The 14,424-nt window shown below is 28.9% G+C and carries 24 protein-coding genes; 2 read left to right on the top strand and 22 right to left on the bottom strand.

Annotated elements, in window-relative coordinates; genetic code table 11:
* Positions 1 to 41: 41 nt before the first annotated feature.
* Positions 42 to 2,024, bottom strand: coding sequence for a DNA topoisomerase (ATP-hydrolyzing) subunit B (gyrB, locus tag BUE91_RS04365; RefSeq protein WP_066899137.1), 1,983 nt, complete (start codon positions 2,022 to 2,024; stop codon positions 42 to 44).
* Positions 2,025 to 2,186: 162 nt separating this feature from the next.
* Between gyrB and BUE91_RS04360 the strand changes: the two genes are divergently transcribed.
* Positions 2,187 to 2,741, top strand: coding sequence for a hypothetical protein (locus BUE91_RS04360; RefSeq protein WP_073508067.1), 555 nt, complete (start codon positions 2,187 to 2,189; stop codon positions 2,739 to 2,741).
* 55 nt (positions 2,742 to 2,796) lie between these two features.
* Here the strand turns inward: BUE91_RS04360 and BUE91_RS04355 are convergent, their stop codons facing one another.
* Together BUE91_RS04355 and BUE91_RS07135 are read right to left on the bottom strand one after the other, a co-directional pair.
* Positions 2,797 to 3,051, bottom strand: a complete 255-nt coding sequence (locus BUE91_RS04355) for an RNA-binding S4 domain-containing protein (protein ID WP_073508066.1) — start codon at positions 3,049 to 3,051, stop codon at positions 2,797 to 2,799.
* Positions 3,051 to 3,662, bottom strand: a complete 612-nt coding sequence (locus BUE91_RS07135) for a hypothetical protein (RefSeq protein ID WP_073508065.1) — start codon at positions 3,660 to 3,662, stop codon at positions 3,051 to 3,053. The genes BUE91_RS04355 and BUE91_RS07135 overlap by 1 nt, the downstream gene beginning before the upstream one ends.
* 110 nt (positions 3,663 to 3,772) lie before the next feature.
* Between BUE91_RS07135 and BUE91_RS04345 the strand changes: the two genes are divergently transcribed.
* Positions 3,773 to 4,531 carry a YlmH/Sll1252 family protein gene (locus tag BUE91_RS04345; protein WP_073508064.1) on the top strand — a complete coding sequence of 253 codons (759 nt, stop codon included), beginning with the start codon at positions 3,773 to 3,775 and terminating at the stop codon, positions 4,529 to 4,531.
* 41 nt (positions 4,532 to 4,572) lie between these two features.
* On the opposite strand, the gene secY is transcribed toward BUE91_RS04345, so the two are convergent.
* The 19 genes from secY to BUE91_RS04250 all read right to left on the bottom strand — a co-directional run.
* Positions 4,573 to 5,886: a preprotein translocase subunit SecY gene (secY, locus tag BUE91_RS04340; RefSeq protein ID WP_083573771.1), complete on the bottom strand. Its 1,314-nt coding sequence runs from the start codon at positions 5,884 to 5,886 to the stop codon at positions 4,573 to 4,575.
* Between the two features lie 54 nt (positions 5,887 to 5,940).
* Positions 5,941 to 6,477: a 50S ribosomal protein L15 gene (gene rplO / locus BUE91_RS04335; protein ID WP_073508063.1), complete on the bottom strand. Its 537-nt coding sequence runs from the start codon at positions 6,475 to 6,477 to the stop codon at positions 5,941 to 5,943.
* A gap of 4 nt (positions 6,478 to 6,481) precedes the next feature.
* Positions 6,482 to 6,661 (bottom strand): 50S ribosomal protein L30, encoded by a 180-nt coding sequence (gene rpmD / locus BUE91_RS04330; RefSeq protein ID WP_012859266.1) that lies wholly within the window; start codon positions 6,659 to 6,661, stop codon positions 6,482 to 6,484.
* An 18-nt stretch (positions 6,662 to 6,679) separates the two neighbouring features.
* Complete coding sequence (rpsE, locus tag BUE91_RS04325; protein WP_066899152.1) at positions 6,680 to 7,177, bottom strand: 30S ribosomal protein S5; 498 nt, start codon at positions 7,175 to 7,177, stop codon at positions 6,680 to 6,682.
* Positions 7,178 to 7,196: 19 nt separating this feature from the next.
* Positions 7,197 to 7,559, bottom strand: coding sequence for a 50S ribosomal protein L18 (gene rplR / locus BUE91_RS04320; protein WP_066899154.1), 363 nt, complete (start codon positions 7,557 to 7,559; stop codon positions 7,197 to 7,199).
* A 12-nt stretch (positions 7,560 to 7,571) separates the two neighbouring features.
* Entirely contained in the window at positions 7,572 to 8,105 is a 534-nt protein-coding gene (rplF, locus tag BUE91_RS04315; RefSeq protein ID WP_073508062.1) for a 50S ribosomal protein L6, read from the bottom strand.
* A gap of 47 nt (positions 8,106 to 8,152) precedes the next feature.
* Positions 8,153 to 8,548 carry a 30S ribosomal protein S8 gene (gene rpsH / locus BUE91_RS04310; RefSeq protein ID WP_066899158.1) on the bottom strand — a complete coding sequence of 132 codons (396 nt, stop codon included), beginning with the start codon at positions 8,546 to 8,548 and terminating at the stop codon, positions 8,153 to 8,155.
* A 20-nt stretch (positions 8,549 to 8,568) separates the two neighbouring features.
* On the bottom strand, positions 8,569 to 8,856 hold the full coding sequence (gene rpsN, locus BUE91_RS04305; RefSeq protein ID WP_066899160.1) for a 30S ribosomal protein S14: 288 nt from the start codon (positions 8,854 to 8,856) through the stop codon (positions 8,569 to 8,571).
* Positions 8,857 to 8,877: 21 nt separating this feature from the next.
* Entirely contained in the window at positions 8,878 to 9,432 is a 555-nt protein-coding gene (gene rplE / locus BUE91_RS04300; RefSeq protein WP_073508061.1) for a 50S ribosomal protein L5, read from the bottom strand.
* Positions 9,433 to 9,450: 18 nt separating this feature from the next.
* Positions 9,451 to 9,834 (bottom strand): 50S ribosomal protein L24, encoded by a 384-nt coding sequence (gene rplX / locus BUE91_RS04295; protein ID WP_066899164.1) that lies wholly within the window; start codon positions 9,832 to 9,834, stop codon positions 9,451 to 9,453.
* Between the two features lie 16 nt (positions 9,835 to 9,850).
* Positions 9,851 to 10,219 (bottom strand): 50S ribosomal protein L14, encoded by a 369-nt coding sequence (gene rplN / locus BUE91_RS04290; RefSeq protein ID WP_012859274.1) that lies wholly within the window; start codon positions 10,217 to 10,219, stop codon positions 9,851 to 9,853.
* A gap of 41 nt (positions 10,220 to 10,260) precedes the next feature.
* Positions 10,261 to 10,515: a 30S ribosomal protein S17 gene (gene rpsQ / locus BUE91_RS04285; RefSeq protein ID WP_012859275.1), complete on the bottom strand. Its 255-nt coding sequence runs from the start codon at positions 10,513 to 10,515 to the stop codon at positions 10,261 to 10,263.
* A 12-nt stretch (positions 10,516 to 10,527) separates the two neighbouring features.
* The gene (gene rpmC, locus BUE91_RS04280) at positions 10,528 to 10,719 is read right to left on the bottom strand and encodes a 50S ribosomal protein L29 (protein ID WP_012859276.1); all 192 of its coding nucleotides are present in this window, start codon (positions 10,717 to 10,719) and stop codon (positions 10,528 to 10,530) included.
* Positions 10,719 to 11,141, bottom strand: a complete 423-nt coding sequence (rplP, locus tag BUE91_RS04275; protein ID WP_066899166.1) for a 50S ribosomal protein L16 — start codon at positions 11,139 to 11,141, stop codon at positions 10,719 to 10,721. The genes rpmC and rplP overlap by 1 nt, the downstream gene beginning before the upstream one ends.
* Positions 11,141 to 11,800, bottom strand: a complete 660-nt coding sequence (gene rpsC / locus BUE91_RS04270; RefSeq protein WP_066899168.1) for a 30S ribosomal protein S3 — start codon at positions 11,798 to 11,800, stop codon at positions 11,141 to 11,143. Before rpsC ends, rplP begins: the two co-directional genes overlap by 1 nt.
* 22 nt (positions 11,801 to 11,822) lie before the next feature.
* The gene (gene rplV, locus BUE91_RS04265; protein ID WP_073508060.1) at positions 11,823 to 12,155 is read right to left on the bottom strand and encodes a 50S ribosomal protein L22; all 333 of its coding nucleotides are present in this window, start codon (positions 12,153 to 12,155) and stop codon (positions 11,823 to 11,825) included.
* A 54-nt stretch (positions 12,156 to 12,209) separates the two neighbouring features.
* A complete protein-coding gene (rpsS, locus tag BUE91_RS04260) occupies positions 12,210 to 12,473 on the bottom strand; it encodes a 30S ribosomal protein S19 (protein ID WP_012859280.1) in 264 nt (87 codons plus the stop codon).
* Between the two features lie 28 nt (positions 12,474 to 12,501).
* On the bottom strand, positions 12,502 to 13,329 hold the full coding sequence (rplB, locus tag BUE91_RS04255; protein WP_066899172.1) for a 50S ribosomal protein L2: 828 nt from the start codon (positions 13,327 to 13,329) through the stop codon (positions 12,502 to 12,504).
* A gap of 209 nt (positions 13,330 to 13,538) precedes the next feature.
* Positions 13,539 to 14,424 (bottom strand): autotransporter domain-containing protein (locus tag BUE91_RS04250; protein WP_143605204.1); only part of this gene is annotated, 886 nt, incomplete at its 5' end.

The following is a 14,424-nucleotide window of genomic DNA, read 5'->3' as shown; positions in this document are numbered from 1 at the left end:
TTTCATCTTCATTATCAAATAAATCTGACATAACAACCTCCCTATATATCTAAGTTTCTTACGTAATTTGCATGTTCTTCAATAAATTCTCTTCTTGGTTCTACTTTATCTCCCATTAATATTGAAAACATTTTATCTGCATATTGTGCATCCTCTAGTGTAACTTTTAATAAAGTTCTAACATCTGGATCCATAGTTGTTTCTTTTAATTGATCAGGATTCATTTCTCCAAGCCCTTTATATCTTTGAACATTATATTTATTTTTTCCACTATTATCTACACCTAATTTTTCATCAAGCACCCTAGTTATACTCTTTAATTGTTCATCAGAATATGCATATTTAACTTGTTCTTTTTTCCCACTCTTAGTTGTAACTTTATATAAAGGTGGTTGAGCTATATATATATGCCCATTATTAATCAATTCTCTTAGATATCTATAGAAGAATGTAAGCATAAGTGTTCTAATATGAGCTCCATCTACATCGGCATCTGTCATTATTATTATCTTATGATATCTTAACTTCTCTATATCAAATCTATCTCCAAATCCTGCACCAAAAGCTGTAATCATAGCCTTGATTTCTGAATTTTCTAATATTTTATGCTCATTAGCTTTCTCAACATTAAGTATCTTACCACGCAATGGAAGTATTGCTTGGTATTCTTTAAATCTACCCTGTTTTGCAGAACCACCAGCTGAATCTCCCTCTACTATAAATATCTCAGATTCTTCCGGATTTTTTGATTGACAATCTGCAAGTTTACCAGGAAGTCCACCTAAACTAAATTCATTTTTCTTAGTTACAAGATCTCTTGCTCTTTTCGCTGCTTCTCTTGCTTGCTTAGATATAGCTATTTTATCTATAATAATTTTACAATCTTTAGGATGATCTTCTAAATACATCTTAAGTTTACTTCCAAATACCCCTGAAACTATACTTGTTGCTTCAGATGAACCAAGTTTAGCCTTAGTCTGTGATTCAAACTGTGGCTCAGGGAATTTTAAACTTAATACATAAACTAAACCTTCTCTTACATCCTCACCCTTAAATTCATTTTTACTACTAGCTTCCCTAGCTAAATCATTAATAGTTCTAGTTAAAGCTGTTCTAAGTCCAGAAACATGTGTTCCACCATCTGATGTATTAATATTATTAACAAAAGAATATTCTATTGTAGATTGTGAGTTCTTATATATCATAGCTATCTCTACCTCTGAATATTTATCAGGTATAGGATTTCCCTCATCATCTACTTCACCTTCTGTAAGCATTACCCTATCTTTCATATATATTACATCTTCAATGATTTTATCTTCTCCTACAAGTTCTGTAACAAAATCAACTATTCCACCTTCAAAGTGAAATACTTCTTCCTTAACTTTTTCTGGTTTTCTTGAATCTATTAATATTATTTTTATACCCTGATTTAAATATGCAAGTTCTTTAAGTCTTCTTTGAAGAATATCATAATCAAATTGTATAGTCTCAAATATATCTGCATCTGGTTTAAATTTAATTGTAGTTCCATGTTCCTTATCTGGAGCTTTACCTATTTCTAAAGCTTCTGTAATTGGATTCCCTTTTGAAAATATTTGTCTAACGATTTTACCATCTCTAGTAACTGTTGCCTCTAATCTTTCAGATAAAGCATTAACTACAGATATACCGACTCCATGAAGTCCTCCTGAAAACTGATAGTTTGAATTATCAAATTTCCCTCCAGCATGAAGTACTGTCATTACTACTTCAAGTGTTGATTTACCTGATTTATGAATTTCTGTAGGTATACCCCTACCATTATCTATTATTTCTATTTCTGAATCTGGAAGCATTCTAACTGTAATAGTATCACATACTCCTGCAAGAGCTTCATCTATACTATTATCTACTATTTCCCATACTAAATGATGTAATCCTCTTGAAGAAGTTGTCCCTATGTACATTCCTGGTCTAACCCTTACAGCATCTAATCCCTCTAATACTGTAATGCTTTCTCCACCATATTTTTTTTCTGACATAATTCCTCCATTTTAATCTATTTTTTATTATTTAAATTATATCATATTTTATTGATTTTTACTAGCTTTTTAAGAATTTATACCTTAATTTAAAATATATTTTTTATACATATTATTGAATAAAAAATATTAAAATGTTAAAATAAATAAAGAGGTGATATTTTGAATAATAAACTTAGATTTATTTTGTCTATTTTAATACTTTTTGGTGCTATATTTTTATTCAATAAATACGTAACCATTAAACAAAATAATAATATTTCTATAGAAATAGAAAATGTAAATAAGAAAATATTTAAAAATATGCTACTAGATGATGTTATAGAAGAGTTTAACAAAAAATTTGAACCAACTAAATATGATATAAGTAAGTTTGTAAATAGAGAACTAGACTCAAACATATATTTTTATTCCCAAATTTTCGGATATACTGAATCATATTTCATAATACAATATAACGATTTTGAGGTAACTCAATTAGTTTTTAACTTTTCAAATGTTAAGAAAAAAAATTTAGAAGATATTTCAGAAATCATTTCTTTACTAATACAAATATCTGATGGTGATATTGACGAAATTGAAGCAAAAACAATAGTAGTTAATATGTTTAAAGAATTTCAAAAAAACAAAGATACTGTAACACTTGTATATGATAATAAATTAATATATGAACTAAATATATTTAATAACAATAGTATAAAATTTAATATAAGATAAAATAAAAATAGAATTTATAAATATAAATTCTATTTTTTGTAATTCTAACTATTTTTTATCTCTTAATTTCTTCTATCTTAATATACTTATCTATATCTTCTTTTCTTAATGATTCAGGTGGTAATTTTAATACATTAACTACAAAATTTCTATTATAATACTTTATATCTATCCTATCCCCCTCTTTAACAGAATACAGGGCTTTTTTAACATCTCCATTAACAGATACATTTCCAGAATCACAAAGTTCATTTGCAATTGTTCTTCTTTTTACAACTCTTGTAATCTTTAAAAATTTATCTATTCTCATTATTTCCCATCTCTTTCTATACTATTCATCACTCTAGCTGCTGCAAGTATATATGAATTAACATTAGTTTTTTTAATATTATCATATGCCTTAGCTAAAAACTCTCTAGCTGAATATTTATACCCCTTACTTTCTAATTTTTGTATACTTTCTATAGTTTTTCTTTTAACCTGCTCTTCATTTTCAACTACTTGTTCAGCTATAAATTTAACTATTTTAAGATCTGTTTCATCAAAATTTACTATAACTTCCGTATTCTCTTTTTCTACTTCTGTAACTGGTTTTGTTACTTTTTTAATTCCCTCATTCATAATTTTCTGATCTTTTACAAGATGATCTGATTTAATAATACTTGATTTTATTTCTTTTTCACTTTTTGCCGAAGTTATTATAGTAGCTTTAACTTCTTGCTTTTTCTCTTCAACTTCTTCTGTTTTAATTTCAGGTTCAGATTCGAGTTCAGTTTTTATTTCTTCTTTTTTCTCTTTAATTTCTACATATTTAATATGATCATTTTGTGTAATTAAATTTTTTTCTTTTAAATACGCATCTAGTGATGTACACGAAATTGCTGTAAATAGTAAAAAGATATAGCTAAAATATTTTATCATTTTAATCACCTCTCATATATCTTAACATATTTTACTATACTTTTCAAAGTCTATTATTTATGATATAATTCAATAATATATATTAAAAGGAGAATATTTATGGTAATATAGTGCCATTAATAATAATTATGAATTTAAATAAAGAAGAATTTTTAAAAAAAATTGGGAATAATGAAATGGCTATAAAAGTTTTTAATTCACTTTCTATGGCTTTAGAATACCAAATTAGTGTATCTACTGATATATTTGTTACTCCTAATATTTATAAGAAATTAAATAATAGTTATGATAATATATATACATATATGAAAGGTTATGATAGACGTCAAATTTGTTTTACTCCCAACATTCCAGAATTTGAATATTCCGTAATTGAGATTAAAGTTAATAATAAGTTTAAAAAGTATACTCATAAGGACTTTCTTGGAGCTATTATGGGATTAAATATTAAAAGAGAAATGATAGGAGATATATTTGTAGAAGATAATATAGGATACATACTAATCTCTAATAAAGTATTAGATTTCATATTAAATAACCTTAAATCCATAGGAAAAAATGAATGTGTTATAAAAATAAGTGAAAAGAATGATTTTTCATATAATTTTAAAGATATCAAAATTAATATTAGTTCTAATAGATTAGATAATTTCATAAGCGATATTACTAATTTATCAAGAAATAAGGCAACTCAGTTAATAGAAGCTGGACTAGTTCAAATAGATTATGAAATGTGCAAGGAAAAAAATAGAGAAGTAAAGCATATGAATATATTAACTATAAGAAAATATGGTAAATATTTAGTGTATGAAGAACTAGAAGATAGTAAAAAAGGTAAGAAAAGATGGATAATTAAAAAGTATGAATAAAGGGCGTTATTGCCCTTTTTAATTTAAAAAGAAGAAGATTATTATCTTCTTCTTCTAATATTACTAAATCCTTTGTATTTTTGTGTTGCCATGTGAGAATCAATATTTTGTATTAATTCTACTGCTACCCCAACTAATATTAATAAGCTTGTTCCACCTAACATCACAGGAATATTTAATACATATCCAAACCATATATTTGGTAATATACCAAGTATAGCTAAGAATATTGCTGTACCAAATGTAATTCTTGTTGCAACATATTCTAAGAAATCAGATGTTTCTTTCCCTGCTCTTCTTAATGGTATACTTCCTCCACTTTGTTTTAAGCTATCTGCAATTTTTTCTGGATCAAATACTATAGCAGTATAAAAGAATGAGAATAAAATAATTAACACTGCACTTAATGTTAAATATGCCCATCCTTTTGGTCCAAATAGATTTAATAAATATGCTTGTTTTGCTTGATCTTTAATAAGTGGTATTATAGCTGAAGGTACAGCCATAATCATTGATGCAAATATTATTGGCATTACTCCTGCTGTATTAATTTTAATAGGAAGATATGTTTTTCTACCCACAACAGTAGCTTGTGAATTTCCAACACCCCTACTTGATTTACCAACATATTGTATAGGTATTCTTCTTTCTCCAAGTTGTATAAATACCATTATTACTATAATTAATATAAATAACATTAATGAAGTATATCCAAGTATAGTTCCTTTATCTGATGTAGTTAATTGTGTTATTGTACTTCTAACTACTTGAGGTAAATTAGAAACTATTCCTAAGAAAATTAACATTGAAGTTCCATTTCCTATACCTTTTATAGATATTCTTTCAGATAACCACATTAAGAATGCAGTTCCTCCTGTTATTAATACAACTGTAGTTAATATGAATGTCATTCCAGGTTCTCTAACTAAATTATTAGATTGTAGTAATAAAGCAAGTCCAGTCGATTGAAATAATGTCGTACATATAGTTAAATATCTAGTCCATTGTGTAACTTTCTCTGCTTCTTTTCCACCTTCTTTTTGCATTTCTTCTATTCTAGGCCATAAAACACCCAAAATTTGAAATACTATTGAGGCATTAATATATGGAGTTATTCCAAGTGAGAATATTGAGGCTCTTTGAACAGCTCCACCTGTAAACAGGTTTAAAAATTGAGCTAAACTACTTGCACCAGTAAACTCTCTAAATAATTCCATATTAATTCCTGGAACTGGAATATGTACACCAATTCTAGCAACTAAAAAACAACCTAAAGTAAACAATACTCTTTTTCTAAGCTCACGTGTTTTTATCATAGCTTGAAATCTACCTACTATTGCTTCTTTAAATGTCAAAGAAATCACCTCTATTCTATAATTTTAAGTAAAAAGGAAAAAAGTAAGTTAAACTTACTCTCCCTTAACTTCTTTAGCATTTCCTGCTACATTTGCAAATGATTTGATTTCTAATAATTCAACTGTTCCATTGAATTTTTCAATTGCTTCTTTAGCACCTTTAGATACTCTATGTGCTTTAACTTTTAAAGCTTTTTCTAATTCATAGTTTCCAATAATTTTTAATAATGAAGTGTAATTTCTTTCTCCATCTTCTTTAGTAATGAAGTTAGCATTTTTTACTACTCTTCTTTCTAATAATGTTTCTAAAGTTACTTCTTCTCCATCATTAAATTTATCTACTATATCTTTTAAGTTTACTACTATTATGTCTTTTTGGAATGCAGAATTTGAGAATCCTTTTTTAGGAACTCTTCTGATTAAAGGCATTTGCCCTCCTTCAAACGAAGCTGACACATATGTACCTGATCTTTGTTTTTGTCCATTATGACCTTTACCAGCAGTTTTACCCCAACCAGTTCCATGTCCTCTACCGATTCTCTTTCTATCTTTTTTTGATCCTTCGGCAGGTCTTAATTCATTAAGATTCATTAATCTAAACCTCCTCTACTTTAACTAAATAAGAAACTAATTTAATTTTACCTTCTATATCCGCAGTCAAATTGTGTTCAACTGTTTGACCAATTTTTCTTAAACCTAAAGATTTAATTGTTGCGATATGGTTAGGCTTTCTTCCATTAATTCCTTTTACAAGTGTTATATTTACTTTAGTCATTAATCTATCCTCCTAGCCTTATCCTAAAATTTCTTCTACAGTTTTCCCTCTAAGTTTAGCAACTTTTTCAATTGATCTTAATTTCTTTAATCCATCTAATGTAGCTCTTGCAACATTATCTTTATTTTTAGATCCTCTAATCTTAGTTAATACGTCAGTAACACCTACTAATTCTAAAATTTCTCTAGTTGCTGACCCAGCGATAACCCCAGTACCTTTTGATGCTGGTTTTAATAAAACTGATGTAGCATTAAATTTACCAATTTGTTCATGTGGTAAAGTTCCACCTTTTAATGAAACTGTTATCATACTTTTTTTAGCACCTGCAATAGCTTTTCTAATTGCTTCAGGTACTCCATTTGCTTTTCCTAATCCTATTCCAACTTTTCCGTTTTCGTCTCCAACTGCTGCTAGTACTGAGAATGAAATTCTTCTTCCCCCTTTAACAGTTTTAGAAACTCTACTAATTCTTAAAAGTTTTTCTTTGTATTCGTTAGTTTTAACTTCTTTTGCCAAAATAAATCCTCCTATCCTATTAGAATTCTAATCCTGCTTCTCTTGCAGCGTCTGCTAATGCTTTTACTCTTCCAGTATAGATGTATCCACTTCTATCAAATACTACCTTAGTAATTCCAGCAGCTTTAGCTTTTTCAGCTAATCTTTTACCTATTAATTTTGCAGCTTCTACATTTGATCCATGCTCTACTTTATTTCCTTTTTCAATAGTTGAAGCTGAAATTAATGTATTTCCTGTTGTATCATCTATTAATTGTGCGAAGATGTTAGTTAAACTTCTATAAACAGTAAGTCTAGGTCTTTCAGGTGTTCCACTGATTTTAGCTCTTATACTTTTATGTTTTCTAACTCTTGCTAAGTTTCTATCTACTTTTTTAATCATTTAAACTACCTCCTATCCTTTCTTACCTTCTTTTCTTCTTATCTTCTCATCAGCATATTTAACCCCTTTACCTTTATATGGTTCTGGTGCTCTCTTAGATCTTATATCTGATGCTACTTGACCAACTAATTGTTTGTCAATTCCTTCTACAGTTAATTTAGTATTTCCTTCTACAGTGAAAGTAATACCTTCAATTGGAGCTATATCAACTGGATGTGAATATCCTAAAGCCATTGTAATTCCTTTACCTGCTGCAGCTACTCTGTATCCAACCCCAACTAATTCTAATTTAATTTTGAAACCTTCACTAACTCCAACAACCATGTTATTAACATTTGCTCTTGTAGTTCCATGTAATGCTCTAATATTAGGTAAGTCATTTGGTCTTTCAAAAGTTATTTCATTATTTTCAATGTTTACTTTAATTTCTGAAGATAATTCTCTAGTTAAAGTTCCTTTAGGTCCTTTTACTGTATAAACATTGCCTTCATTTGTAATTTCTACACCTTTTGGTATAATAATAGGTTTTTTACCTACTCTTGACATTATTTTCCTCCTTATATGCGTAAATTTCCAGAAGTGTTTAGGCTATATTACCAAATGTAACAAAGAACCTCTCCACCAACACTTTGCTTTCTGCATTCTTTATCAGTTAAAACACCTTTAGGTGTAGTAACGATAGCTATTCCTAAACCACCTAATACTTTTGGTAAGTTTTCTACTGAAGAGTATACTCTTCTTCCAGGTTTAGAAATTCTTTTTAATCCTTTTATAACTTGTTCACCATCAACAGTTTTTAAAGTTATAACTATATCTTTTATACTTCCTTCTTCTTTAATTTCGTATTCTGATATATATCCTTCATTTCTTAATATATTTGCGATACTTTCTTTTATTTTAGAAAATGGTATTGCAACTTTGTTATGTTTTGCAATGTTTGCATTTCTAATTCTTGTTAACATATCTGCAATAGGATCTGTTAAATACATGTTTGTCCTCCTCTCAAATATTACCAGCTAGATTTTTTAATTCCAGGTATTACACCTTCACCGGCTAATTGTCTAAACATTACTCTTGATATTCCAAATTCTCTCATAAATCCTCTTGGTCTACCATTTACTTGACATCTATTTCTATGTCTTGTAGGTGATGCATTACGAGGTAATTTAGATAATTCAATTAGTGCTTCTCTATCTCCTTGTTTAGCTCTTGCTTTTAATTCAGCTCTTTTAGCTGCATATTTATCTATAGTTTTTTCAATTTTTAGATTTTTTTGAACCATTGCTTTTTTAGCCATAAATTCTTTTGCACCTCCTTATTATTTTGCAAATGGCATTCCAAATGCTCTTAATAATGCTCTTCCTTCTTCATCTGTTCTAGCAGTTGTTACAAATGTAATTCCCATTCCTAACACTTTATCAACTTTATCAATTTCTATTTCTGGGAAGATAATTTGTTCCTTTAATCCTAAAGTGTAATTACCTCTTCCATCAAATCCACGAGATGAAACTCCTTCAAAGTCTCTTACTCTTGGTAAAGTAACACTTACTAATCTATCTAAGAATTCATACATTTTTTCTTTTCTTAAAGTAACTTTTGCACCTATTAATTGACCTTCTCTTAATTTAAATCCAGCTTCAGATTTTCTAGCTTTTCTTGCAACTGATTTTTGTCCTGTAATTTGTGCTAATTCTTTAACTGCTGTATCTATTAACTTAGGATTGTTCACTGCTTCTCCAAGTCCCATATTAACTATTATTTTATCTAATTTAGGTACTTCCATAATGTTAGAAAGTCCTAATTCTTTCATTAATGCTGATACCATAGTTTCTTTGTATGCTTTTTGTAATCTAGGCATATATTTTGTAGACATTTAGGTATCCTCCTTCCCTTATATTTCTTGTCCTGATTTAACTGAAATTCTAACTTTTTTTCCATCTTTAATTTCATATCTTACTCTTGTAGCACTTTTTACGCTTTCATCCCATAACATTACTTTAGATGAGAAAATTGGTACTTCTCTTTCAACAATCTCACCTTGTGTGTTCATAGCGTTAGGTTTTAAATGTTTTTTCTTAACGTTTACACCTTCAACTACTATTTTCCCAAGTTTAGGAAATACTTTTAATACTTTTCCTATTTTACCTTTATCTCCCATTTGAGAAGATTTATTACTTCTTTTGTCATTATTACTTCTTCCACTAATTACTACAACTGTATCTCCAGTTTTAACATGTAATTTTTTAGGAACTGATTTTATTTTAGATTTAATCACAAAAAATTCCTCCTTCCTAAAGTACTTCTGGTGCAAGTGATACTATTTTCATAAAGTTTTTAGCTCTTAATTCTCTTGCAACAGGTCCAAAAATTCTTGTCCCTTTCATTTCCATTGATGCATTAAGGATAACTCCTGCATTATCATCAAATTTTATATATGAACCATCTAATCTTTTAACTTCTTTTCTAGTTCTAACTATAACTGCTTTTACAACGTCTCCCTTTTTAACACTTCCATTAGGTATAGCTTCTTTAACAGATGCTACAACAACGTCTCCTATTCTACCGAATCTTCTTCTTGATCCACCTAACACTCTAATAACCATAATTTTTTTAGCACCTGTATTATCAGCAACGTTAAGTATACTTTGTTGTTGAACCATTTAATAGTTCCTCCTCTCATTTAATAATACTATATATTAAATTATTTTGCCTTTTCTAAGATAGTAACAACTCTCCAGTTTTTATCTTTACTTAAAGGTCTAGTTTCCATTATTCTAACTTTATCTCCTACACGACATTCATTTAACTCATCATGAGCTTTATATCTCTTAGAAGTTTTTACTCTCTTTTTATATAATTTATGCAGTTTCATCGTATTTTCAACAACTACTACTGTTTTATCCATTTTATCAGAAACTACGATTCCTTCTCTGACTTTTCTTTCGTTTCTTTCCACGTGAGAATCCTCCTATTTTCCAGTTTTTTCTGTTAAGATTGTTTTCATTCTAGCTATATCTCTTTTTACTTTTCTTATTTGTGCTGTGTTTTGTAATTGTCCAAGAGTTTTTTGTAACTTTAAATTAAACAATTCATGTTTCAATTCTTTTACTTGCGATTCTAACTGATTTAAATCTAAATCTCTAACTTCTTTAACTGTCATTACTTATCACCACCTACTTCTTTTCTTACGAATTTAACTTTGATAGGTAGTTTGTGTCCAGCTTTTCTTAATGCTTCTTTGGCTTTATCTTCAGATACTCCACCAACTTCAAACATTATTTTACCAGTTTTAACAACTGCTACCCAACCTTCAGCGTTACCTTTACCTTTACCCATTCTTGTTCCTTCTGGTCTTTTTGTATAAGGTTTGTCAGGGAAAATTCTTATCCAGATTTTTCCTTCTCTTTTAAATGTTCTATTTATTGTAATACGGCATGCTTCTATTTGTCTTGAAGTAATCCAACCAAATTCTTTTGCAGCTAATCCGAAATCTCCGAATGCTACATAATTCCCTTTAGTTGCAATACCACCCATGCTTCCTCTAAATTGCTTTCTATATTTAGTTCTCTTAGGTATTAACACTATTTTGTTCCCCCTTCCTTCTTAGTAGGTAAAACTTCTCCATTAAAGATCCATACTTTAATCCCTAATGCTCCATATGTTGTATGAGCTGTTGCTGTTGCATAATCAACATCTGCTCTTAATGTATGTAATGGTACTCTACCAGATAAAGTCCATTCACTTCTAGCTATTTCTGCTCCATTTAATCTTCCTGAAGTCATTACTTTAATTCCTAATACTCCAGCTTTTTCAGCTCTTTGAATTGCTTGTTGTACTGCTCTTTTGTATGCCACACGTTTTTCAATAGCTGTTGCAATGCTTTCTGCTACTAATTGTGCATCTCTATTAGGGTTTTTGATTTCTAAAGCTTTAACAAAAACTTTTTTCCCTGTCATATTTTCTAATCTAGCTCTTAATGCTGTTATTTCAGCACCTTTTCTACCAATTAATACTGCCGCCTTCCCAGTTGAAACTATTATAGTTATTTCATTTTCAGAAACTCTTTCAATAGCTATCGAAGAAATTCCAGCTTGGTAGTAGTTTTTCTTAATATATTCTCTTATTTTTAAATCTTCATGAAAATTATTTAAATATTCTTTTCCTTTTTTGGCAAACCATTTTGAATCCCATGTTTTAACAATACCGATTCTCATACCTCTAGGATCTACTTTTTGTCCCACAGACTTACCTCCTTATATACTCTTATTTTACGTCCACTTCAACAGTGATATGTGCAAGTGGTTTTCTTATAACATCTGCTCTTCCCATTGCTCTTGGGTTCATTCTCTTTAATACAGGTCCTTTATCTATTAATACTTTTGAAACTATTAAGTTTTCAAGATTTAACCCTAAATTGTGTTCTGCATTTGCAATTGCAGATCTTAATGTTTTCTCTATTAATGGAGCTGCTTTTTTATTTGTGAATCTTAAAATGTTTAATGCAAGTAATGCATCTTTTCCTCTAATTACATCAGCTACTAATCTAGCTTTTTGAGGACTTAATCTTTGATAACGTAATTTAGCTATTGCTGGCATGCGTTTTCTCCTTTCATGTAAAGTTATAAGATATTACTCTTTATTTATATAGTTTTATTTTTTCTTGTCTTTACCGTGTCCATGATAAGTTCTTGTTGGAGCAAATTCTCCAAGTTTATGTCCAACCATTTCCTCAGTTACGTATACAGGTATATGCTTTTTACCGTTATAAACCGCAAACGTATATCCTATAAATTGTGGAAATATAGTTGATCTTCTTGACCATGTTTTAATAACCGCTTTATTTGATCCTTGTGCTTCAATTTTTTTAAATAAATATTGATCAGCGAAAGGTCCTTTTTTTAATGAACGAGCCATTTTTTCCTCCTTACTTTATAACATCAATCTATTTTTTTCTTTTTCTTACGATGAATTTATCTGAGTTTTTCTTACCTCTAGTTTTCTTACCTAAAGCAGGTTTACCCCAAGGAGTAACTGGTGCTTTTCTTCCTATAGGTGATCTTCCTTCTCCCCCTCCATGTGGATGGTCTACTGGGTTCATTACTGATCCTCTTACATGTGGTTTTCTACCTAAATGTCTATTTCTTCCAGCTTTTCCTAAAGAAACTAATGAATGTTCAGAATTTCCTATAACACCAACTGTTGCAACACATTCTTTGTGAATTAATCTTAATTCTCCTGAAGGTAATTCAACATGGCAGTATGTTCCTTCTTTTGCAACAAGTCTTGCTGAAGTTCCTGCTGATCTTGCAAGTTGTCCACCTTTACCAGGTATTAATTCAACATTGTGTATTAATGTACCTACTGGTAAATCTTTTAATTTTAATGCATTACCTGGTTTAATATCTGCATTTTCTCCTGCAACTACAATATCACCTTTTTTTAATCCATTAGGAGCTAAAATGTATCTTTTTTCTCCATCAACATAATGTAATAAAGCAATATTTGCTGTTCTATTAGGGTCGTATTCTATACTTGCAACTGTTGCAGGTATTCCTAATTTGTTTCTTTTCCAATCGATTACTCTGTATAATCTCTTGTGTCCTTTGTGTCTGTTTCTTCCTGTTCTGTGTCCATAGTTGTCAATCCCATATGATGAGTTTAATGGTTCAACTAATGTTTTTTCAGGTCTAACTTTGTCTAACTCTGTATTTACTAATATAGACATATGCCGAGTCCCACTAGTAATCGGTTTTAATTTTTTAATAGGCATATCTTCCCTCCAATTTCTAAATTTTTCATGTACACCTTTACCTCGTGTGCACCTTGTAAATGCATAAAAATAAGGCGTACTTCGACCTATAATTTATAGCAATTTATCTTGCTAACTTAGTTAGTATATCATACTTAACATTAAAAATCTAGTATTTTTTTTATAAAAAATGAGAATTTCTAAATGAAATTCTCATTAATTTATTTCAATTATCTAATTTTATATAAAAATCCTATTTCTACTCCACCTGCTTTATATGAATTTGTATTAAAATGATAAATCATATTCGCCCACAAACTTAATTTCTTACTGATATCTATATTTTTCAATCCACATTTTAATTCAAATGTATTCTTACTATTATTATAGTAATATTTTTTCCCTTCTATTTCAACTCCTGATAAATTTACATCATAATTCCAATTAAATTCCAAGTACGGATTTAAATTTTTAAACTGTGTAAATAATGTTAAATTTGTTCCTAACCTAGATCTTAAATTTGAATTCCCAAAATATTTTACAGATTCCATATTAAAATTGGTGACATAGCTATATATAAGTTGTTCATAAAGACTTGCATGTAATCTCATATTACCTATATACATATCTCCTCTTGTTCCAATTTCTAGCGATGCTTTCAATGCATCATTTCTATAATTTAACGGATTTTTCATGCTTATTATATTTCTTAAACATGTATAATTTAACCAACTATCTACATACCAATGCTTATTTTTAAATGTCCCATATATTCCTAGTCCAAAAGTATCTGTATTTCCAAATTTATTTTCCTTACCTGAAACAACTCTATCAAAACCAATATTACCAAATATACCATATTTATATGTTTTATCTATAACATTCTTCTCATCTAAATCATAACCTATAAATATATTATTAACATTACTTTTTAAAGATAAACTAAAGTTTTCATTATCTGATAATACATTATTACTACACATACTTAATAACTTAGCCCATAGTTTACTATCATTTATATCATCATGATCATTGTATGTTAAATTAAAATCATCTTTTACCTTATAAATTGAATTTGCTATTATCCCTATAATTGGTTTATTATAATATTGATGT

The organism is Streptobacillus notomytis, assembly GCF_001902585.1.
GTDB classification, from domain to species: Bacteria; Fusobacteriota; Fusobacteriia; order Fusobacteriales; family Leptotrichiaceae; genus Streptobacillus; species Streptobacillus notomytis.
This window is presented reverse-complemented; position numbering and strand designations above follow the sequence as displayed.

Coding starts and splice junctions, on each gene's coding strand:
- rpsN (WP_066899160.1), bottom strand. CDS start 8,856: ATGGCTAAAAAAGCAATGGTTCAAAAAAATCTAAAAATTGAAAAAACT.
- rpsH (WP_066899158.1), bottom strand. CDS start 8,548: ATGTATTTAACAGATCCTATTGCAGATATGTTAACAAGAATTAGAAAT.
- rpsS (WP_012859280.1), bottom strand. CDS start 12,473: ATGGCTCGTTCATTAAAAAAAGGACCTTTCGCTGATCAATATTTATTT.
- BUE91_RS07135 (WP_073508065.1), bottom strand. CDS start 3,662: ATGATAAAATATTTTAGCTATATCTTTTTACTATTTACAGCAATTTCG.
- rplN (WP_012859274.1), bottom strand. CDS start 10,219: ATGGTTCAACAACAAAGTATACTTAACGTTGCTGATAATACAGGTGCT.
- rplB (WP_066899172.1), bottom strand. CDS start 13,329: ATGCCTATTAAAAAATTAAAACCGATTACTAGTGGGACTCGGCATATG.
- rplR (WP_066899154.1), bottom strand. CDS start 7,559: ATGATTAAAAAAGTAGATAGAAACTTAGCAAGAGTTAGAAAACATAAA.
- BUE91_RS04355 (WP_073508066.1), bottom strand. CDS start 3,051: ATGAGAATAGATAAATTTTTAAAGATTACAAGAGTTGTAAAAAGAAGA.
- rplV (WP_073508060.1), bottom strand. CDS start 12,155: ATGCCAGCAATAGCTAAATTACGTTATCAAAGATTAAGTCCTCAAAAA.
- rplF (WP_073508062.1), bottom strand. CDS start 8,105: ATGTCAAGAGTAGGTAAAAAACCTATTATTATACCAAAAGGTGTAGAA.
- rpmD (WP_012859266.1), bottom strand. CDS start 6,661: ATGACTAAAGTAAATATAACACTTGTAAAAGGAATTAATGGAAGAAAG.
- rpmC (WP_012859276.1), bottom strand. CDS start 10,719: ATGACAGTTAAAGAAGTTAGAGATTTAGATTTAAATCAGTTAGAATCG.
- rplO (WP_073508063.1), bottom strand. CDS start 6,477: ATGAATCTTAATGAATTAAGACCTGCCGAAGGATCAAAAAAAGATAGA.
- rplE (WP_073508061.1), bottom strand. CDS start 9,432: ATGTCTACAAAATATATGCCTAGATTACAAAAAGCATACAAAGAAACT.
- gyrB (WP_066899137.1), bottom strand. CDS start 2,024: ATGTCAGAAAAAAAATATGGTGGAGAAAGCATTACAGTATTAGAGGGA.